Origin of the sequence: Rhodococcus sp. APC 3903 (assembly GCF_030407755.1) — a bacterium.
In the GTDB taxonomy this organism is placed as follows: Bacteria; Actinomycetota; Actinomycetes; order Mycobacteriales; family Mycobacteriaceae; genus Rhodococcus_F; species Rhodococcus_F erythropolis.
Genome location: NZ_JASDCV010000011.1, coordinates 122,631 through 142,152, shown reverse-complemented (window position 1 = coordinate 142,152; position 19,522 = coordinate 122,631). Strand labels below are relative to the sequence as shown.

Annotated in this window: 20 protein-coding genes; 7 read left to right on the top strand and 13 right to left on the bottom strand. The window is 61.2% G+C overall.

The window, feature by feature from the left end:
• Positions 1-35: 35 nt before the first annotated feature.
• The 6 genes from QMA15_RS17455 to QMA15_RS17430 form a co-directional block, all read right to left on the bottom strand.
• Complete coding sequence (locus tag QMA15_RS17455; protein ID WP_279163479.1) at positions 36-323, bottom strand: putative quinol monooxygenase; 288 nt, start codon at positions 321-323, stop codon at positions 36-38.
• Positions 324-379: 56 nt separating this feature from the next.
• A complete protein-coding gene (locus tag QMA15_RS17450; protein WP_097386737.1) occupies positions 380-1,012 on the bottom strand; it encodes an HAD family phosphatase in 633 nt (210 codons plus the stop codon).
• Positions 1,013-1,050: 38 nt separating this feature from the next.
• Positions 1,051-1,725, bottom strand: coding sequence for a TetR/AcrR family transcriptional regulator (locus QMA15_RS17445; protein WP_019745708.1), 675 nt, complete (start codon positions 1,723-1,725; stop codon positions 1,051-1,053).
• A 68-nt stretch (positions 1,726-1,793) separates the two neighbouring features.
• Positions 1,794-3,185, bottom strand: coding sequence for an MFS transporter (locus QMA15_RS17440; RefSeq protein WP_279163478.1), 1,392 nt, complete (start codon positions 3,183-3,185; stop codon positions 1,794-1,796).
• Between the two features lie 250 nt (positions 3,186-3,435).
• The gene (locus QMA15_RS17435; RefSeq protein ID WP_279163477.1) at positions 3,436-5,091 is read right to left on the bottom strand and encodes an AMP-binding protein; all 1,656 of its coding nucleotides are present in this window, start codon (positions 5,089-5,091) and stop codon (positions 3,436-3,438) included.
• 3 nt (positions 5,092-5,094) lie between these two features.
• Entirely contained in the window at positions 5,095-6,066 is a 972-nt protein-coding gene (locus QMA15_RS17430) for a phosphotriesterase (protein WP_019745711.1), read from the bottom strand.
• Between the two features lie 158 nt (positions 6,067-6,224).
• Here QMA15_RS17430 and QMA15_RS17425 point away from each other — a divergent pair, with 158 nt between their 5' ends.
• From QMA15_RS17425 to QMA15_RS17415, 3 genes are all read left to right on the top strand, one after another.
• Positions 6,225-6,785 (top strand): QsdR family transcriptional regulator, encoded by a 561-nt coding sequence (locus QMA15_RS17425; protein WP_003943195.1) that lies wholly within the window; start codon positions 6,225-6,227, stop codon positions 6,783-6,785.
• A gap of 101 nt (positions 6,786-6,886) precedes the next feature.
• A complete protein-coding gene (locus QMA15_RS17420; protein WP_019745713.1) occupies positions 6,887-7,591 on the top strand; it encodes a FadR/GntR family transcriptional regulator in 705 nt (234 codons plus the stop codon).
• A 15-nt stretch (positions 7,592-7,606) separates the two neighbouring features.
• Positions 7,607-8,413, top strand: a complete 807-nt coding sequence (locus QMA15_RS17415) for an ATP-binding cassette domain-containing protein (RefSeq protein WP_046379453.1) — start codon at positions 7,607-7,609, stop codon at positions 8,411-8,413.
• Positions 8,414-8,425: 12 nt separating this feature from the next.
• Here QMA15_RS17415 and soxR read toward each other — a convergent pair whose 3' ends face one another.
• Positions 8,426-8,866, bottom strand: coding sequence for a redox-sensitive transcriptional activator SoxR (gene soxR / locus QMA15_RS17410; RefSeq protein WP_020909439.1), 441 nt, complete (start codon positions 8,864-8,866; stop codon positions 8,426-8,428).
• A gap of 63 nt (positions 8,867-8,929) precedes the next feature.
• Between soxR and QMA15_RS17405 the strand changes: the two genes are divergently transcribed.
• The gene (locus QMA15_RS17405; RefSeq protein ID WP_133727248.1) at positions 8,930-10,360 is read left to right on the top strand and encodes an MFS transporter; all 1,431 of its coding nucleotides are present in this window, start codon (positions 8,930-8,932) and stop codon (positions 10,358-10,360) included.
• Between the two features lie 32 nt (positions 10,361-10,392).
• Positions 10,393-10,605 (top strand): hypothetical protein, encoded by a 213-nt coding sequence (locus QMA15_RS17400; RefSeq protein WP_020971089.1) that lies wholly within the window; start codon positions 10,393-10,395, stop codon positions 10,603-10,605.
• Between the two features lie 9 nt (positions 10,606-10,614).
• Here QMA15_RS17400 and QMA15_RS17395 read toward each other — a convergent pair whose 3' ends face one another.
• The 3 genes from QMA15_RS17395 to QMA15_RS17385 all read right to left on the bottom strand — a co-directional run bounded on the left by QMA15_RS17395 (position 10,615) and on the right by QMA15_RS17385 (position 14,060).
• Complete coding sequence (locus tag QMA15_RS17395; RefSeq protein ID WP_279163476.1) at positions 10,615-11,709, bottom strand: GGDEF domain-containing protein; 1,095 nt, start codon at positions 11,707-11,709, stop codon at positions 10,615-10,617.
• Positions 11,710-11,946: 237 nt separating this feature from the next.
• Entirely contained in the window at positions 11,947-13,086 is a 1,140-nt protein-coding gene (locus QMA15_RS17390; RefSeq protein WP_020971091.1) for a serine hydrolase domain-containing protein, read from the bottom strand.
• Between the two features lie 104 nt (positions 13,087-13,190).
• Entirely contained in the window at positions 13,191-14,060 is an 870-nt protein-coding gene (locus QMA15_RS17385) for an oxygenase MpaB family protein (protein ID WP_279163544.1), read from the bottom strand.
• Between the two features lie 116 nt (positions 14,061-14,176).
• On the opposite strand from QMA15_RS17385, the gene QMA15_RS17380 reads away from it, so the two are divergent.
• Positions 14,177-14,797 (top strand): TetR family transcriptional regulator, encoded by a 621-nt coding sequence (locus QMA15_RS17380; protein WP_019745721.1) that lies wholly within the window; start codon positions 14,177-14,179, stop codon positions 14,795-14,797.
• Between the two features lie 9 nt (positions 14,798-14,806).
• On the opposite strand, the gene QMA15_RS17375 is transcribed toward QMA15_RS17380, so the two are convergent.
• On the bottom strand, positions 14,807-15,499 hold the full coding sequence (locus QMA15_RS17375; RefSeq protein WP_019745722.1) for a GntR family transcriptional regulator: 693 nt from the start codon (positions 15,497-15,499) through the stop codon (positions 14,807-14,809).
• Positions 15,500-15,508: 9 nt separating this feature from the next.
• Complete coding sequence (locus tag QMA15_RS17370) at positions 15,509-16,651, bottom strand: acyl-CoA dehydrogenase family protein (RefSeq protein ID WP_279163475.1); 1,143 nt, start codon at positions 16,649-16,651, stop codon at positions 15,509-15,511.
• A gap of 127 nt (positions 16,652-16,778) precedes the next feature.
• Between QMA15_RS17370 and QMA15_RS17365 the strand changes: the two genes are divergently transcribed.
• Positions 16,779-18,305, top strand: a complete 1,527-nt coding sequence (locus QMA15_RS17365; RefSeq protein WP_279163474.1) for an aldehyde dehydrogenase family protein — start codon at positions 16,779-16,781, stop codon at positions 18,303-18,305.
• Between the two features lie 12 nt (positions 18,306-18,317).
• Here QMA15_RS17365 and sfnG read toward each other — a convergent pair whose 3' ends face one another.
• Entirely contained in the window at positions 18,318-19,442 is a 1,125-nt protein-coding gene (gene sfnG, locus QMA15_RS17360; protein WP_024487492.1) for a dimethylsulfone monooxygenase SfnG, read from the bottom strand.
• Positions 19,443-19,522: the final 80 nt, after the last annotated feature.

Genomic DNA, 19,522 nt, shown 5'->3' with positions numbered 1-19,522 from the left:
GGCCAGATTTCGCCGGGGCTCACCTGTTCACTCGCTCAGAGAGCGTCGAAGTACTCGATCTGCGGGGCGCCGGCGAGGAAGGGTGCCATCGCCTTTCCTGCAGCCTGGAAATGCTCGGACGTTCCGTGAGCCTTGATGGCAGCACCGTCCTGATACAACTCCATGAACTTGTAGGAATTCGCATCCGTTTTCGATCGGATCAGTTGATACAGAACCGTTCCGGACTCCTCCGTGCGCACCTTCTCCGCAAGTTCGGCGATTACGGCTTCGAACTGCTCGCCGCTTCCGTCCTTGACGGTGATATCCGCGATGACAGCAATCATTCGTTCCTCCAAAAGTGTTCCAGCAGTATTCGAGTGTTACCGAGAAACCTACAGTTTCACTGCGTGGGCAGTAGCCCGAACGTCGATGCCAATTGTCTGCGAGTGCTTTCCGCGTCGGTGTGGAGAATGCCGGCGATCCCCAATCGTGCCGCACCGTCGAGATTCTGTTGCAGATCGTCGATCATCACGGCATCTTCGGGCGCGACGCCCAGGCGCTCACACGCGATGGTATAGATCTGACGAGAGGGCTTACGAATCCCGACTTCCGAGGAGATCACCACTTCGTCGGCCAGGTCCTCGAGGACAAATCCCGCATAACAATCACGCCCGAAAGCATTGGACACGAGCGCAACAGGGTGTCCCGCCGCCCGCACGTCTGCGAGCAGACGCACCATCTCCTCGTCTCGAATCAGCCCGGCTTGCATACGGTCGACCAATCCAACGCTGTCGACGACTGCGCCGTGCGCTCGTAGACGTTCTCCGAATCCGGCCTCGAAGGCCTCCTGGTCGATCTTTCCGGATTCGTGATCGGAGAGCAGCCTCTTCGAGACGTCGTCGCGGGAGAGCAGGGTCAACGGAAGTCGTGGGTCTCCCCCAAGCGAGGCCCCGAAATCTTCGAAGGCCTGAAGAACACTGGAGGTGAGAACTCCACCGAAATCGACGAGCACTGCCGTACGCGTAGGTGTCATTGCTCCATCAGACACCAAACATGAACCCGGCGTCAACATCAGTTTTGGCGCAGCGAGAATTGTAAAGTGTTGATCCACAACCGGTTGACCGTATCGAGCAGACCATCGAAGGTCACTCCGGCGGCGCCGTCCTCGCCGCCGCGGGATACGAAGTACCCGAACGCAAGTCGACTGATCATCCCGGAGAGTGCCCGAGACGTCAGTAGCGGATCCAGGTTCGCGTCCGCCAGACCGGCTTTCTGCAGCTTCTCGATACTGCGCGCGTTGCGTCGAACAAACGCGTCAGCACGCTCGAGGCGGAGAACCCGGAACTCCGGATCGATACTTGCGACCTGCTCGAGCAGTCCCATCAGCTTCGCGTTACGTCGGTACGCCTCGAGGTACGCGCGGTTGCTCGCCGCGATGACCTCAGCGGGATCCGCGCCTTTCGGAGTGTGCGGCATACCCGGATGCATCATGTCTTCGCGCGCCAGCTCCATCACAGCCGCGAAGATCTCCTCCTTGCTTGCGAAGTAGGTGTAGAACGTACCGGCCGAGCACTGCGCCTCCACCGTGATGTCGATCAGACGCGAGTCCAGATAACCGGTCCGTTCGAAGACGGTGCGAGCCGCATCGATCAACGCTCGACGCGTACGCAAACCACGCTGAGTGGAGGGGAGTTCCCGTGACACTGTCGACGAAGCATCTTCGGAGCCTGTGCGTGCTGCAGCCATGCTCCAGTTATACGTCAGACGCCCGCTACCGGTGACCGATAGCGGGCGTCTGTTCGAGACCGAAGGTATTACCTGGCGTAGAGGTGCGCGCCCGGAATTGCGTCCGGATCGTCCCGAACTTCCTTCGGATTGGTCTCTTTCAGCACCCAAGCGCTGAAGAAGGTCACCAAGCCCATGAGTGCCACGAACACGGCAACCCATGTCGTGGTTCCGGTCTTCGCGATAAGTGCTGTCATGATGAACGGGGTGCCGCCGCTGACCGTGATCGCAGCCAACTGGTAGGCCAACGATGCTGCCGAGTAGCGCACGTTGGGTGCGAACAGTTCACCCATGTATGCCGCGATAGGCCCGTAGGTCATCGACTGGAACACGCTGCCGACCGTGACTGCGATGAAGAACAGCGGCAGGGACTTGGTGTTGATCAACCAGAAGTACGGGAATGCCCAGACCACGATCGCCGCGGCGCCGATCAGGATCATCGGACGACGACCGATCTTGTCGGACATCTTCCCGGACCACAGCACCACGCCGACTGTCAGCAACGCGCTCAGGAGCGAGATGATGAGCAGTGAGTTCCGCTTCAACCCCAGTTCGGTTGTGCCGTAGCTGAGTACGCCGGCAATGCTGATGTAGAACAGTGCATTGGTGGCGGCCAGAAGTCCGCAGCCAAGCAGGATCTTGCGCCAGTGATCCTTGAGCGCCTGCGCCAGTGGAGCCTGAACGACGACATCCTTTTGGTTCTTCTTGGCGTCTTCCTGCAACTCGAGGAATTCCGGCGTGTCCTCGACCTTCGTCTGGATGTACAGAACCACGGGGAAGAGCAGCGCGCTGGCGAAGAACGGAACCCGCCAACCCCAGCTCAGGAATGCTTCGTTGGAAATGGTCGCGGTCGCGACGAGGAAGACCAGGTTGCCCAGCACTACACCGAACGAGACACCCATCTGACCGAAAGTGCCTGAGAATCCACGCTTCTTGGGACTCGCGGATTCGGTGAGGAGAAGGACGATTCCGCCCCACTGGCCACCGCAGGCGAGACCTTGGATGAATCGCAGTGTCACCAGAAGAATCGGAGCGACGACGCCGATTGCCGACGCACTCGGAATCGCGCCGATCAGGAACGTCGCGACAGCCATCAGCAACAGGCAGGTGACGACGGCCGGCTTGCGTCCGTACTTGTCGCCGAAGTGTCCGGCGACCAAACCGCCGATGGGGCGGGCAACGAAGCCGGCCCAGAACGTACTGAACGAGAGCAATGTGCCCATCAGTGCGGATGAATCGGGGAAGAACACATGCGGAAAGACCAGTGCCGCAGCCGTTCCGTACAAGAAGAAGTCGTACCACTCGATGGAACTGCCGAGCAGTCCCGCGCCGAGAAGTTTGCGGTGCGCTTTCTTCTTCTTCCGTTCCTGATCGGACAGGCCCCCTGCCTGCGTGTTCGAATCCACTGCCGATCTCGTCATGGGTTACTCCTCGATGGGTCGGACGCTCGTCGCGCCGGGAGTTGAGAAGTGAAACCGGGCCAGAAGTAGAAACTGACACCAACTTCAACTCTGTGGCGTTGCGATCAGTCTGCGATACAAAAAGAGTGATGTCAATCACTGAAATGCATTGCCGCATAAGGGACTAAATCCCCTATCGATGCTCGCCGATCACCACGACGAATGGCCGGCTCACCTTGTCGGCGGCCGGCAATTCGTTTGTCAGGCAGATCTAGTTCGGTACCCGCAGTTCACGACGAAGAATCTTGCCGCTCACTGTTTTCGGCAGGTCATTCATGACCTCGACGATGCGTGGATACTTGTATGCTGCAAGCCTTTCCTTGCAGAACTCGACCAGATCCTCGGTGGTCGCCTCGACACCGTCCTTGAAAGACACGAAGGCCTTCACGGTTTCGCCGCGATACGGATCCATGACACCGACGACGGCAGCCTCTCGTACGGCAGGGTGTTCGTAGAGAACATCTTCCACTTCGCGTGGCCACACTTTGAAGCCCGAGGCATTTATCTGATCCTTCATCCGGTCGACGATGTAAAACCAACCGTCGCCGTCCATGAATCCGATGTCGCCGGTGTGAAAACGCCCGTCCGGCATCGCATGTGCGGTCTCGTCCGGCTTGTTCCAGTATCCGAGTGCAACCTGGGGACCGGAGACCACGATCTCGCCGTACTCCTCGATCTGTACCGGCCTGTCGTTCTCGTCCACCACCTCGGCGTACGTATTCGATACCGGAACGCCGACAGCAACGGCCCCCGACGCCGGATCTACCGGCGCTTCACGCGAATTCGGCACCACGATCGCCGGGCTGTTCGTCTCGGTCAGCCCGTAGCCGTTGTGAATGTAAAGACCGAACTTCGCCCGGAACGCTTCCAACGCCGCGTGCGGGATCGGCGCGCCACCTGAATACACCGACTCGAGAGAGCTCAACGATTCCTTCGAGACTGCGGCGCTGTCCGTCCACGCGATGAATACCGTGATCGCTCCGATGATCGCAGTAGCCCGATGCTCCGAAATCGACTCCGCTGCAACGATGGGATGGAATCGGCAGGTCAGAATCGTGGGCGCGCCGGCCAGGAGTGGAGCCGCGACGTGCCCGATCAACCCGGTGATATGGAACAGTGGCGCCACCGCGAACATCGCGCCGCCGGGGCGCAGCCCCAACCAGTCCCGATAGATCTGCGCTGCGAACACGACATTTGAGTGCGTGTTCATCGACCCCTTCGGCGGGCCGGTCGTCCCCGACGTATAAGGAAGGTAGGCAAGGTCTTCCGGGGACAGATCGACCTTCTCGGGCTTCTGCCCTCGATGAGCCTCGATCAGTTCCAGTAGGTCCGGAAATCCATCATGACGAATCCTGGACGCCGAACCGAAGATCCGTTCATCGTCACGCGACTGAAAATCCCGTTCCGACGTAGTGATGACCCGTCGCACTTCGGTGCCATCGGACGCAGTCGCCACGGTCTCGGCCGAGGACTCGAGACAGATAACTGCTACCGCTCCGCTGTCCGCGAGTACGGTGGACAGCTCACGGTCCCGGTACATCGGATTGACCGGAACGACGACAGCGCCGAGTTTCCAGACTGCGACCGTCGCGATGACGAACTGCGGAACATTCTGCAGGACAAAGGAAACTCTGTCGCCGAACCCGATTCCGTCCACGGCGAGGGCTACGGCAAGCGCGTCCGACATCTCGTCGAGCTCGGCAAAGCTGACAGTCCTGTCGAAGTACCTGATGATCGGGGCGGTGCGATCGCGCTCCAGCGACGCACGGAACATCGCGAGGGCGTTGGCATGCTCGATGTCCACGTTCGGTGGAGTGTCGGCGTCGTAATTGGCGAGCCACGGCTTGCTCTCGTACACGTTGGTCATAACTCAGCTCTCGAAGTACCGACGTGGATTATCCACCAGCATGGTGTTGATCTGATCCTCGGTGACGCCGCGCTCGAGCAGCGTGGGAATGACCTGATCGCTGATGTGGGTGAAGTTCCAGTTCGGTACTGCGGCCGCCTTGGCCTCACTCGAGAACCAGTCGATGAAGCACGAGGCATCATGTGCCAGAACCATTTTCTCGGCATAGCCTCGGCGGGCCAGTTCCACGACGGTGTTCACCCGCTCCTCGAACGGGAGCAGAACATCGAGACCGAAACGGTCCATCCCGAGTAGCGAACCCGCATCGGCGAGAGCACACAGGTAGTCCAGGTCGGTCGAATCACCCGAGTGCCCGATGACGACCTTGCTCAGATCTGCACCTTCCTCGGCCAGAACCTTCTGCGCAACGAGGCCCGATTCCGTGTGCGGGTTCGTGTGAACCGTGATCGGTACCCCGGTTTCGACCTGCGCCTGACCGACCGCTCGCATCACACGCTCGACGCCGGGAGTCAGACCAGGTTCTTCGATGGCGCACTTGAGGAACGACGCGCGGATGTCTGTGCCGGCAATGCCGTCCTTGATGTCCTTCACAAATAGATCAACCATCGGCTCGCGCACGTCGAACAGCAAACCTGGACCGGTGTAATGGAATTGGAACGGAATGTCGTTGTACGTGTAGACGCCGGTGGCGACGATGATGTTGAGATCGACCTGCTCGTTGATCCGCGCAATACGCGGGATGTAGCGACCGAGTCCGATGACCGTGGGATCGACGATCGTGCTGATCCCTCGCGACTTCAGTTCGGACAGCTTGGTCACCGCATCGGCTACTCGAGCCTCCTCGTCCCAAGGCTCCGGGTAGTCGGGATAGTTCTGACGCATCTCCTCCCCCAGAACGAAGACATGCTCGTGCATCAACACCTTTCCCAGATCGGCTGTGTCCACCGGCCCACGAACGGTTTGTACTGAACTCATCGATCGAACCCCTGACTGTGATCGCCATCACTAACATGAGACAATGAGCTAGTGTGTCTCACGTCGCTTGGTTCGTCAATAGGCTCGAGCCACCCGAAGCCCACCTCTGTTCGACCGCCGAAATTGTGCAGTACCGGACAACCGGAGAGAATGTCCCGATGCCTACCGACCTCGAACGCCGACGCGCGATCGACACCGCCGCGAGCATGTACCTCGCGGAGGAACCACTCGACATGTCACTGCTCGCCGAACGTCTCGGAGTAGGCCGCGCGACGCTCTACCGCTGGGTCGGCAATCGCGACGAACTGCTCGGAACAGTGCTGGCCGAGGCCACCGAACGGACATACCGGAAGGCGATGTCACAGGCGTCGGGGCAAGGTCCGGAGTACATCCTCGACGTCTTCGGACGCGTCATGCGGTCGGTGGAATCGTCGACCGAACTGCGAGCGCTGACCAAACGCGAACCGATGGTGTTCATCAAACTCGCGATGATGCCCGGCTCCATCGAATCGATCTCCGCCTCCATCACCGCCGAAATCTTGCAGTCCCAGGTCGACGCCGGCCAACTGACGATCACGCTTTCGCCGCAAGTGCTGGGCGAAGCTCTCGTTCGCATCTGCGACGTACACCTCTACGCCCCTCTACTCGGGCGGGAAAAGGCGGAGATCGAGACGGCCCTCGACCTGATCGCACTGCTCCTCGGCGTCACCCGTAACTGACGGTATCGACTGCGTGAGCACTGCTCCGACACACGGCCCACCCGAGTCCTCAGACGTCTGATGAGTTGTTACGCTGTCGGTACCCCCACGAGAGGCAAGCCGTGTCCGACGACCACACAGGATTCACACTTCGCAGTGGTCCGCTGGTGCCGCAACTCGAACAGTTGCTTCGCGGGCGAATCAGGCAAGGAACGTGGGCGCCGTCCGAGCGCATACCGAGCGAGGCGGCCCTTGCCGTCGAACTCGGTGTCGGGCGTTCCTCGATTCGCGAGGCAATCCGCCTCCTCGCTCGCGACGGACTACTCGAAGTCCGACACGGCGTCGGCACCTTCGTGGCTGCCGCGTCTGAACTCGAGCACGTCGACGAATTCACCAAGCTACTTCGACGCTCACGCATCCTGGAGGTCTTCGAAGTCCGTCGCGCACTCGAGATCGAGGCCGCCAGACTGGCCGCGGAGCGGGTACAACCCGAGGACCTCGACGGCCTGCGGCGGCGACTGACCATGCGACACAGTCATTTCGAGGGTGACGTCGAGAAGTTCGTCGACGTCGACCTCGACTTCCACACCGAAGTCGTTCGGTTGTCCGGAAACGCGGTTCTGCTCTCGCTGTTCACGTCGGTGCGTCCACTCCTTCGTGAATCCCTCGTCGAGATGATGGCCCACGAGGCCGGCGTCCCCGACACCTCACATGCCCATGATCAGTTGGTCGAGGCCCTTCAAGACGCCGACCCAGAAGCCGCGGTAGCGGCAACCCGAGCAAATATCGACACCGTCTTACGGCGGTTGCGTGTGCTCGACGCCTAAGAGAGGTTAGTTCTCGTGCAACACCCCAATGGCACCGTTCTGTCGACCGAACACGTGGATCTCGTCCGCGACGGCCGATACTTGTTGAAAGACATCAACATTTCGATCGAACCAGGGCAACACTGGGTGCTCCTCGGCGCGAACGGTGCAGGCAAGAGCACCCTACTGAGCCTTCTCGGAGCAACCGCCCACCCGACTCGCGGTTCCGTCTACGTCCTCGGGCACAAGCTGGGCCGAGTCGACATGAGGGAACTGCGGATGGACATCGGGCACGTGAACCCGCGTCACACGATCGGAATTCCGATCACCGTCCGCAACGTCGTGATCACCGGCCTCACCAACACCACCGAGGTAATGCCGCGGTGGTCGCCGACGCCGGAGCAAGAGGCTCATGCCGACGCACTGATCGATCTACTCGGGATGAGTCCGCGTTCGGACGCACTGTGGCCCAACTTGTCCCAGGGCGAACGGGGGCGAGCCCTGATCGCCCGTGCACTCATGGTGGAACCACGCCTGCTCCTGCTCGACGAACCGGCGACCGGGCTCGATCTTGCTGCGCGCGAACAGCTCTTGACGGCTCTGGACGATCTCCGCGATCAGAACCCGTCACTTGCCAGCATCCTCGTGACGCATCACATCGAAGAGATTCCGAGCACCACCACACATGCTCTCCTGATCAAGGACGGCGTCGTGACCGCCAGCGGCCTCGCCGAGAATGTGATCACCACCCAGAACATCAGCGAGTGCTTCTCGCATCCCATCGAGATCGAGCGTCGTGGTGGTCGGTGGAATGCTCAGTCGCGGCCACGCGAAAGAGTTTGACCGACAGTAGTTTCAGAGACGTCTGGCGCCGGGTCCCTCCCGGCCCAGTTCGTCTCCAGGGTTGAGCAGGTTGCATGTCTTGAGTGACAGACACCCACAGCCGATACAGCCCGTCAGTTCGTCCTGCATCCGGCTGATGGCCTGCTTGCGATCCTCGAGGCGCTGATTCCACTCCGTCGAAATCTTGCGCCAGTCCTTCTTCGTCGGAGTTCGCCCCTGCGGCAACGACCCGAATACTTCGGCGACTTCGGCCAGAGGTATCCCGAACCTGACTGCCAACTGGATCAGCGACACCCGCCGGATCGAGTGGCGCGGGAACTTCCTCATATTTCCTGCCGTCCGCTCTGCAGGAACCAGACCGAGTGTTTCGTAGTAGCGCACCGCCGACACGGCGACGCCGGTGCGCGCCGATACCTCACCGATCGAGAGAAGTTCGTCACTCTTACGGATCATTCTGCCTCCCAATGGCTGCGCGACATTGACCTGAAGCGCACTTGAGATTCTACCTTCGACAACATGCACTCCCCCACCGATGCTCCCGCCGGAACCTGGCGGCAGCTCCTGAGCGGTCGATACCTCGGCACCGCTACCGTCCTCGCAGGCGGCGTCGCGCTGTACGCGACCAACGTCTACCTGACGACCAGCCTGCTTCCGACTGCCATCGACGACATCGGCGGTCAGCAGTACTACGCCTGGACCGCGACGGTCTTCCTCATCGCTTCCGTCATCTCCTCGATGTTGGTCACCAACGTCCTCGCCGCCAGGGGACCGCGCGGGGCCTACCTGATCGGCCTCGCGATCTTCGCGCTCGGCACCGTCGTCTGTGCGGTCAGCCCGACCATGGAATTGCTGTTGGTCGGCCGCACGATCCAGGGTTCGGGAGGTGGCCTGCTGGCTGGTCTCGGTTACGCCGTCATCAATGCCGCGCTCCCCAGACATCTGTGGACCCGCGGGGCCGCGCTGGTTTCGGCAATGTGGGGAGTCGGCACCTTCGCCGGCCCTGCAATCGGCGGCGTCTTTGCTCAATTCGGAGCCTGGCGATGGGCTTTCGGCGTTCTGGTTGTCGCGACGATCGCAGTCGCAGCTCTCGTCCCCAGCGCGCTACCGGCACATGAACCGGGCAGCACGACCAGTAGCCCGGTGCCGGTCCTCTCCCTGGCATTGCTGACTGCGGCAGCCTTGCTGGTCAGCGTTGCCGGAATTCTGTCCAACCTCGCAGTGACCGCAGCAATGGTTCTCGCCGCTGTGCTGCTACTGATCGCCTTTGTCGCCGCTGACCGTCGCTCGCGCCACGGCGTACTACCGCCGTCGACGTTCAACGCGTCGTCGCTCAAATGGGTGTACCTGACCATCGTCGTCCTCGCTGTTGCGTCGACCGTCGAGACATTCATTCCGCTCTTCGGCCAACGACTTGCCGGACTGGCACCGCTCGCGGCCGGATTCCTCGGGGCCGCACTCGCTCTCGGCTGGACTCTCGGCGAAATCCCGAGCGCCTCGGCGACTACCCCTCGTATCGTGCGACGAATCGTTGTCAGCGGTCCGATCCTCGTCGCGATCGGGTTGGGCATCATGGCAGCATTTCTCACCGAACACGCCGGCGCCGGTGCGATGGTCGCGTGGGTGATCGGACTGCTGGTCGCCGGCGTCGGAATCGGCATCGCCTGGCCCCATCTTGCAGTCGGTGCGATGACCTCGGTCACCGATCCCGGAGAAGGTGCGCGTGCCTCCGCTGCCATCAACACCGTTCAGCTGATCGCCAATGCCTTCGGCGCGGCCCTGGCCGGAGTGCTGGTGAACATCGGCGAACCGTCGACGCTTCGTTCTGCGCAATTGCTTCTCTTCACCTTCGCCGCTATCGCGATCATCGGCATTGCCGTGGCAGCTCGCGCGCTTCCGCGAACGCCCGACAAAATCGACAGCCCCGAAATCGTTCACGACGCTCGCTAAACTGTGGAAAACCCACACGGAGGAGTTGGCCAGTGACAGAACCGGATCCGGGCACAGTGGAAACCGACTTCCCGAAAACGGGAGCTCCCGCACAGCGCGCGCTGATCGGAGCGGGCTACACCCATCTCGCGCAATTGACGTCCGTGTCCGAGAAGGAACTCGGCGCTCTGCACGGGATGGGACCGAAGGCTCTGAGGATTCTGCGTGAAGCACTCGCCGAACGCGGCCTGAGCTTCGCCGACTGAGCTCTCACATCAGACCAGGCTCGCCCGAACCTGGTTGCCACCTTCGCGCTTCGCTTCGTACATCACCGTGTCCGCGACGCGGAAGAGTTCGGCAAAGACTTCGTCGACGGACTCACCCGGATGCCGGGGCGCGGTGCGGACCGCCATTCCGATGCTCGCGCTCGTCGGTGGATCATCGGTCGCCCCGTCCATTGCCGAGCGGATCTGTCCTTCCAGCCTCGCTATCACGCTGACCGGCACCCGCTCGACCACGACGAACTCGTCACCGCCCACGCGGGCGGTCAGTGCAGCTTTGGTTGTCCACAGGCGAATACGCAGCGCCGTTCGCAGGATCGTGCTGTCCCCAACGTCGTGGCCGTAAACGTCGTTGATCGTCTTGAATCGGTCGAGATCGATCACCACTACGAGAACCGCGTCGGCCTCGGTCACCGGAGGCCCCATCAGATCCTTCACACGACGCGAAAGTCCGCGACGGTTGAGCAGACCGGTCAACGGGTCGATGTCGGAAGTAGTGGCGTCGGATCCCAGAACTGCCAGAACCATTTGGGACACCACGGGAATCACAATGATGGTGGCCATCACGACCGCGATTTTCGCCAACCCCAAGCCGACGTCCGCTGCTGGTCCGAACAACAAAGTCCACCCCGAAAGCACCGTGACAATCGAGGCGAAGACCAAGTGACCGACTTGGAGTTTCGGATTGTGGAAGAACGCAATATAGCCGCCGATCGACGCAAACACGACGCACGCGATGAGCCGTCCCATCGGTTCCGAGTCGGTTGCGGCGGCCGCCGCAATCGCAACGTCGGAACCCACGACAAAGGTGTACGACCACAGCGGCGTCGGCGGAAACAACCACCAGATCAGGGCCGCGCCGACGCACAGGACTATGACCATGAGATTGACCGCTCGCCAGAACGTACCTTGCGGACCGACGTCACTGAATCGCGCCGACAGCAACACCAACCCCATCCAGAGTGCCGTTCCGCCGACCAGCGCCCGGCAGGAAGTCAAGAACCTGCGGTCTTCGAGGTACCTGCTGAAACTATGGAACTGGTCCGGCAACTGCCACCAGCGCATGACAACTTCGACGAAACCCTTCATCGCCGGTCAGCCGATGCAGGTCTGCAACTTTCGGGCACACTTCGACGTAGCGGACAAGCTGATTTCCCCCCGGAGCACACTGGCATATCCGGCAGCATAGTCAGCTGCAGCAGACAAACCAACCGTTCCGCCGGATTAGCGATCGGGCCTACACCCAGCCCCCTCGGCTACTACTCAGCAAGGATTTGAGTAGCGCTTCGCCCTCCCTGTCATATCGATCAAACGCAGTCACATCGATCAGCTCAGTGCGTCGTAGGCAGCCGATACGTACTGCGCCGACCTCTCGGAACCGAGCAGGCCCGGCCCCATCTTGTTCATCACGTACGAGAAGGTCATGCGCTTCTCGGTGTCGATGATGATCTGCGAGCCACCCCAACCTCCCCAGAAGCAGATTCGCCCCTCCGGAATGAACGGGACGGACTCGGGCGTCGGCAATCCGAATCCGACGCCGAAGCGGACCGGCACACCGAGGACGAGGTCGACCCCGTACGACTGCTCCTCGAAGATCTTGTCGATCGTTTCCTCCGACAGCAGGCGAACGTCACCGACCTTGCCACCGCACGCAATCACCGATTGGATCCTTGCGAGCGCCCTCGCATTCGAATGACCGTTGGCCGCACCGATCTCGGCGGCTCGCCACCCGTCGGTCCACGAACCTGTCGCGTCGGCTGGCGGCGCGGTGAAGGTCTTCACCATGATGTTGTCCATCCCGAGTGCCGCGATGTCGATCGGCAACGGCGGTGGCGCAATCACATTCGAGACTCGCCCATATTCGGACTTCGGCAAGCCCAGGCGGAAATCAGCATCGAGCGGACCGGCTATTTCCTCGTCGATGAAGCGGCCGAGGGTTCGACCGTCGATGCGCCTGACGACCTCGCCGATCAGGTGGCCGTAGTTGAGGGCGTGATATCCGGATGCGGTACCCGGCTCCCACCACGGAGCCTGCGTCGCCAACCGGGCTGTGGCGTACGCGTCGTCGCAAATGTTCTCCAAGGTGAACGGTTGATCCCACCCCGAAACACCCGAAGTGTGCGACAACAGTTGCCGGACCTGAATACGGTCCTTACCCGCTGCTGCGAACTCGGGCCAGTACTGCGCGACCGGGGCATCGAGATCCAGCAACCCGCGGTCGACGAGCATGAGCGCGGCCAGTGCGGTCACGGTCTTGCTGCAGGACCAGACGTTGGTGACGGTGTCGCGGGCCCAAGGAGCAGTGTGCTCGACGTCGACCCAACCGCCCCACATGTCGACGACGGATTCGCCGTCGATCGTCAGTGCGATCGCTGCCCCGACGTCCTCGCCGGAATCGAGATTGCGTGCCAGCGCCTCCTTCAAGCCAGAGAATCGCTGGTCACATACGCCTTCGATGTTCGCCACTGACAGCCTCCACAGGAAAGTTAAAACTTGACGTCAACTTCAACTATGTCGAGTATGTGTCCGATTCACCTGTGGTGTCAATCACTTCAAGTGTCAGAGTCGGCTCAGACCAACGGGATTCCCTTGGCGATGCGCCGACGCAGATCCCAGAGATAGAAGTTGTAGGGGAACATCCGCAGAATCTTCGGGCTGAACCGATTGACCAGCGCGGCGACCCGCATGGATCGGTCGAAGTTACGCTGCCGACGCGCTGACCACGGGAGCCGCATTTCGTCACGAAAGGCCTGGGGCAGGAACCCGGTGGTGACAAATCGGTTGAGCGGACCGACCACGGGATGCAACAGCTTCGGCGTGAAGGTCGCCGACGCGATCCCGTAGAGATGCTCACGAATCGTCTCGTCGATCGCCACCTTGTCGAGGTTCTCGTTCCAGTAGACCTCGAACGCATCCCGGTCCGCCGGCCACATGTCGCGTCGCATCTGAAGGGTTGTACCGAACGTGGCGCTTCGCTGATAGAACGCATCCTGGGTGACCGGATCGAGATCCCCGTACAAGATTTTGTAGACGTCCTCGAACCCTCGGTACAGGCAGGCGGCTACCCACAACTGCAGCTCGGGATCGAACGCGTTGTATTCGACCGCGCTGTTCTCATCGGAGCGAACGTGCTTGTGAGAGCCGTTGACTGCGCGTCGGTACAGCTTCTTTTCTTCGTCCGTCGCCAGGCTCGCGACGGCGAGATACGTCAGCGTCGTCCGGGTTCGCTTCACCGGATGCCGATCCAACCGACCCGTCTCGACCTTGCTCTCATACACGCCGTACCCCACCGCCGGGCGCGCCAACTGCATGATGACGTTGGCGCCTGCGGCCAACAGTCCGAGCCCGGACATCGCCTTTTCGACCTCGGCGTCGATGTCGACCGCCTGGACGCCGACCGCTCCGATGCCGCCCGTCACCGCTTCCTTGCGCCCGTCCATCGAATCCCTACTCACCGTCATGGCAGAACCCCTTCGAGTCGATATCTGCGAACGCACGTTCTCGGATGAGTGAAACGCCGAAATGCCGAGATGTCAAGCAATCTCGGGATGCAAAGATGGTCTTCATGAATGACCAACCGCGTTCGTACGGTGGCGTCGACGGCGCGCTCCGCGTAGCCCAACGACGAGAGACGCTGATCGAGGCCGGTCTGGAACTCATGGGCTCCGCCGAGCCCGAACTCACGGTCCGCGGAGTGTGCAAGAAGGCCGGTGTCGCGGCGCGGTACTTCTACGAGAGCTTCACCGATCGTGATGCTCTGATGTCGGCCGTCTACGACACCGTCATCACGGACATCGCCGTTTCAACCCAGGCCGCGGTGGACGCCGCCGAGACCGAACGAGGCAAGGCGCTCGCCGGAATCGCGAACATCGTCCGCACGATCGCGCAGGATCCCCGTCGCGGACGTCTACTGTTCTCCAGCGCCCTGACGAGCCCGGTCCTGGCCGAGAAACGACGAGCGTCGACGACGATATTCATCGGTCTCCTGGCCGCCAACGCCAAGACCTTCTACCGATTGAACGACAGCGGCCACTTGACGCTGACGGCAACCTTCCTGGTCGGCGGCCTGGCGCAGACCCTCAGTGCATGGCTGGACGGATACATCGACGTGACGGAAGAAGAACTGGTCGCCGAATGTGCAGCGATCCTGCTCGCTCCCGCCCTACCTCCGTCTTGAGCTCCTGATTCAGTCCCAGATCCCGATGTTGTCGAGGTGAGCGAGAAGTCGAGCAGCGCCGTCGGAGAACTGCAGACTCATCTGCGCGTCCACCTGTTCTCGATCGTGCTTCTCGAACGCCTCGATCAAAGCGTCGTGGCTCGATACTGCAAGCTCACCCCAGCCTGGATCCGTCGCGTAGAGACGAGCAGGGGTGTACCGAATCGCGCCGAACAGGAACCATGCCAGCTTCGCACCACCCGCAGCGCGATTGATCAAGCGGTGGAATTCGAATTCGCACTGCTCGATCGCAGCTGCATCCGAAGCGTCGACCGCCGCTCGCAAATCGGCGTTGAGTTCCGTGAGTTCCACCAGTTGATCAGCTGTGATGGTGTCCATCGCCCGCAAAGCCAGCTTGACTGCGATCTGCCCCTGCAACCAGAAGATGTCTTCGATGTCTTGGCGACTGAGGGGCGAGACGAGATAGCCGCGATGCGGAACCAACTCGACCATTCCCTCGCCGCGCAATGCGACGAGGGCTTCTCGCACCGGCGTCACGCTGACACCGAGGTCGGCTGCGGTTTCGTCCAATCTGACGAACTCGCCCGGACGCACAGCGCCGGACATGATCAGGTTACGAACGTGGTTGGCCACGTCCTCCGACAACTGTGGCCGTCTCCTCAGCTCAGATGTCGCCCTCCGAGTGCGTGCAGACGTTGCCACAACCGATCCTCACAGTCCGTACATTTTGCCGATGATGTCTCGCTGAATCTCGTTGGTACCACCATAAATGGAGGACACAAGAGTCTTTCGCACATGGTGCTCCATGTCGAACTCAGTCGCGTAACCGTACCCACCCATCATCTGCATCCCCTCGAGCGCGACCTTCTTGGCGGTCTCGGTCAGCTTCAGCTTGGCCATCGACGCTTCCCGCGGGAACATCTTGGTCGGGTTGGCGTCGACCATTCGGGCAACGCTGTAGACCAGCAGACGGCCGCATTCGATCTCCGTGGCGAGATCCGCGATCCGGTGGCGAAGCGCCTGAAACGATCCGACCGGACGGCCGAACTGCTTACGCGTGGTGACGAATTCGAGGGTGTCGTCGAAAGCGCGCTGCGCGGTCCCGAGCATCATCGCCGCGAGGATGAGGCGTTCGATGTTGAGTCCGGCCATGAGTTGACGCCAGCCGTTGCCGACTTCCCCAACCACCGCGTCCTCGGGCAGGAATGTGTCGGTGAAGTAGAGATCGTTGACCTCCTTGCCGCCCATGGTGTCGATTCCACTGATCTTCAATCCGGAGATGTCGGCCGGGACATGGAACATCGTCAGGCCCTCATGCTTGCCTTCACCTCGGGATGTGCGAGCCACCAGAAGGATGTTCTCGGCGAAGTGCGCGTTGGAACACCACGTCTTCTGGCCGTTGATCAGCCACCCACCGTCGACCTTCTCGGCGCGGCAACTCAAATTTCCCACGTCGGAGCCCGCTTCGGGTTCGGACATCGAGATCGACTGCGACGCGCCACGGACGATCCCGCCGAGCACTGCCTCCTTCTGGGCCGGACTGCCGAACTTCTCGTATGCAGCCCCGGTGATGACGGTCGGGCCCAGTCCACCGATCGGCGCCATGCCCTTGGCTGCTTCCTCCAGGAAGATGCACAGGTCGACCGTACTTCCGGCAGATCCGCCGTATTCCTCCGGGACAGTCAGCCCGAGCCAACCCAATTCCGCCATCTTCTCGTAGAACGCCTGGTTGTGGTTATGGGCGCCATGATCGGTCAGCAGGTCTCGCTGCTCACGGGTACCACTTTCCTTCTTGCAGAACGACGCTACCGACTTGGCGAAATCAGACTGCTCCTGCGTGAAATCCATGTACATCGAAAACTCCCGAGTGAGATGAGGCTGGAGGCTTGTCGGAGCTCGGTCCGACGCATACTGTGACTACCAGCACAGTAAATCACATCACATATATGTGATGCACCGACATGTGGAGGATCTGAAGAACATGACAGAACAGCTCGGCCGCCAGAGCACGTCCACGTCGACAGATCCGAAATCGGACGATCACACCTTCGCGAGCCTCGACCCTCGCAACGATTCCGTGGTCGCGCAGCACCCCATTGCAGATCAGCAAGAGATCGAGAAAGCGGTCGCCGCAGCACGCGCGGCGTCGAAGTGGTGGGATCAACTCGGATTCCAAGGCCGCCGGAAGGTGCTCGGCAATTTCCGCGCCGCGATCGCCACTCACGCCGAATCGATGGCGGCGATCATTTCCGCCGAGACCGGAAAACCCAGCGACGACGCCCTTCTCGAAGTCATGCTGGCCGTCGAACATCTCGACTGGGCGGCACGCAACGCACAGAAAGTATTGCGCCGCAGACGCGTCGGTGCAGGACTGATCAGCGCCAACCAGTCTGCATCCGTCGGCTACCGGCCGATGGGCGTCGTCGGTGTGATCGGCCCCTGGAACTATCCGCTGTACACACCGATGGGTTCGATCGGCTACGCACTGGCCGCCGGCAACGCCGTCGTCTTCAAACCGAGCGAACTCTCACCAGGCGTCGGCGTCGAATTGGCCCGGCTGTGGAACATCGCCGCGCCCGGACACCCTGTCCTGCAGACCATTACCGGTGACGGAAAAACCGGTGCACTTCTGTGTTCGTCCGGTGTCGACAAGATCGCATTCACCGGCTCGACGGCTACCGCAAAGCGCGTGATGGCCGCCTGCGCGGACACCCTCACTCCCCTGGTCGCCGAATGCGGCGGCAAGGACGCCATGCTGGTGGACTCCGACGCCAACCTCGATGCGGCCGTGAGCTTCGCTGCATTCGGGGCAGTGGGCAACGGCGGACAAACCTGTGCCGGCGTCGAACGAATCTACGTCGCAGCGCCCGTGTACGACGCCTTCTTGTCCAAGCTCACCGCCGCGCTTCAGGACGCCCACGCCGGCGCCACCGACAGCTCGACCTACGGGCCGATGACGCTGGGAAAGCAGACTGCGATAGTCCGAGGCCAGATCGAAGACGCTCTCGGTCGCGGCGCGAAAGCTGTACTCGGCGGACTTGATTCGTTCAACGGTCCGTTCATCGATCCGATCATCCTGACGGATGTTCCGGAGGATTCCACGGCGATCACCGAGGAAACGTTCGGCCCGAGCGTCGTGGTGAACAAGGTCGCCGACATGAACGAGGGGATCGAGCGTGCCAATGCGTCGAAGTACGGCTTGGGCGCCTCGGTGTTCACCAAGAGTTCGTCGAAGGGTCGAGCGATTGCCGAGAAGCTCGAATGCGGCGTCGTCACGGTCAATTCGGTTCTCGGATTCGCCGGAATCGCCGCCCTGCCGTTCGGCGGGGTCGGCGATTCCGGGTTCGGGCGTATCCACGGAGCCGATGGGCTGCGTGAGTTCAGCAGTGTGAAATCACTGGCCGTTCAGAAATTCAGCGCTCCGTTGGACCTGCTGACCATCGAACGAAAAGCTCGGGACATGAAGATCTCTCGTTGGATGCTGGCGAAGCGCCACGCAAAGTCCTGAGAGGCCAGGCGATCAGCCGGCGGTGACGAGCACCTGCTCGTCACTGTCGGCTGCTTCGAGTTCACGAACCAGCGGGAGCACCTTGGCCCCGAAGTACTCGATCTCTTCCTGGAAGTGCAGGAATCCGCCGAGAATCAGATCGACACCGCGACGGCGATATTCGACGATCCGATGGGCGATCTGTTCCGGCGTGCCGATCAGTTGTGAGCGGAAGCCGTCGTTGTACTGAACCAAGTCCTCGAACGTCGAATCTGCCCACATCCCGTCCTTGGACGAGGTCGACGCGCCGGCTTGTTGGACTGCATTCTTGAAACCCTCGACTGCGGGACGGTTCGCCTTGGCGATGATCTCGCGCAGCGTGTCTTTTGCTTCGGCCTCGGTGTCGCGGGCGATGATGAACCCGTTGAGTCCGAACTTGACCTCCCGATCGTTCTCGCGAGCAACACGGCGGACGTCGACCAACTGTTCGGTGACGCCGTCGTAGTCCTTGCCGTTACTGAAGTACCAATCCGAATAGCGACCGGCGTTCTCACGGGCTGCCGCCGAGTTACCACCTTGGAACAGTTCGGGATTGGGTCGCTCCGGAGTGTTCAGGGGCTTAGGCTTTAACGTGAAGTCGTGAATGCGGTAGAAGTCGCCGCGGAAATCGACGTCGTCCTCGGTCCAGATCTTCCGAAGAACCTGAAGGAACTCGGCGCTACGCCGATAGCGCTCGTCGTGCTCGAGCCACGGCTCGCCCAGATGAGTGAACTCGTCCTTGAACCAACCACTGACGACGTTGACGGCGAATCGACCGTTCGACAGGTGGTCAGCGGTAGCGCCCAGTTTCGCCAACACTGCCGGCTGCCAGAGTCCGGGATGCACGGCGGCGATGACCTTGAGCTTCTCGGTGGCCAGGAGCAGCGCAAGGCTGAAACTCGTGGATTCGTGCTGGAACTCGGCACCGTAGCTCGCCTCGTAACGAACCTGACTCAGGGCGTACTCGAAGCCGTTGTTCTCGGCGGTCTGCGCCAACTTCTTGTTGTACTCGTAGTCCCAGCTGGTCCGCTGCTCGATGTCGGAGGTGACCAGACCACCACTGACATTGGGCACCCAGTAGGCGAACTTGATCTCGTCGGCGATACGTTCAGTAGACATGAAATCCAGCAAACATGCAGTTCCCGGGGGTTTCCAGGGTAGCGATCACACAGGTTGTAAGTGTTGGGTGGGTGCTACGA

Bases quoted from the DNA above. Each gene is read 5' to 3' on its own strand.
- QMA15_RS17435 (WP_279163477.1), bottom strand. From the start codon at position 5,091: ATGACCAACGTGTACGAGAGCAAGCCGTGGCTCGCCAATTACGACGCC.
- QMA15_RS17395 (WP_279163476.1), bottom strand. From the start codon at position 11,709: ATGAAGGGTTTCGTCGAAGTTGTCATGCGCTGGTGGCAGTTGCCGGAC.
- QMA15_RS17380 (WP_019745721.1), top strand. From the start codon at position 14,177: ATGGTCTTCATGAATGACCAACCGCGTTCGTACGGTGGCGTCGACGGC.
- QMA15_RS17365 (WP_279163474.1), top strand. From the start codon at position 16,779: ATGACAGAACAGCTCGGCCGCCAGAGCACGTCCACGTCGACAGATCCG.
- sfnG (WP_024487492.1), bottom strand. From the start codon at position 19,442: ATGTCTACTGAACGTATCGCCGACGAGATCAAGTTCGCCTACTGGGTG.
- QMA15_RS17440 (WP_279163478.1), bottom strand. From the start codon at position 3,185: ATGACGAGATCGGCAGTGGATTCGAACACGCAGGCAGGGGGCCTGTCC.
- QMA15_RS17425 (WP_003943195.1), top strand. From the start codon at position 6,225: ATGCCTACCGACCTCGAACGCCGACGCGCGATCGACACCGCCGCGAGC.
- QMA15_RS17385 (WP_279163544.1), bottom strand. From the start codon at position 14,060: ATGGACGGGCGCAAGGAAGCGGTGACGGGCGGCATCGGAGCGGTCGGC.
- QMA15_RS17405 (WP_133727248.1), top strand. From the start codon at position 8,930: ATGCACTCCCCCACCGATGCTCCCGCCGGAACCTGGCGGCAGCTCCTG.
- QMA15_RS17455 (WP_279163479.1), bottom strand. From the start codon at position 323: ATGATTGCTGTCATCGCGGATATCACCGTCAAGGACGGAAGCGGCGAG.
- QMA15_RS17430 (WP_019745711.1), bottom strand. From the start codon at position 6,066: ATGAGTTCAGTACAAACCGTTCGTGGGCCGGTGGACACAGCCGATCTG.
- QMA15_RS17445 (WP_019745708.1), bottom strand. From the start codon at position 1,725: ATGGCTGCAGCACGCACAGGCTCCGAAGATGCTTCGTCGACAGTGTCA.
- soxR (WP_020909439.1), bottom strand. From the start codon at position 8,866: ATGATCCGTAAGAGTGACGAACTTCTCTCGATCGGTGAGGTATCGGCG.
- QMA15_RS17370 (WP_279163475.1), bottom strand. From the start codon at position 16,651: ATGTACATGGATTTCACGCAGGAGCAGTCTGATTTCGCCAAGTCGGTA.
- QMA15_RS17450 (WP_097386737.1), bottom strand. From the start codon at position 1,012: ATGACACCTACGCGTACGGCAGTGCTCGTCGATTTCGGTGGAGTTCTC.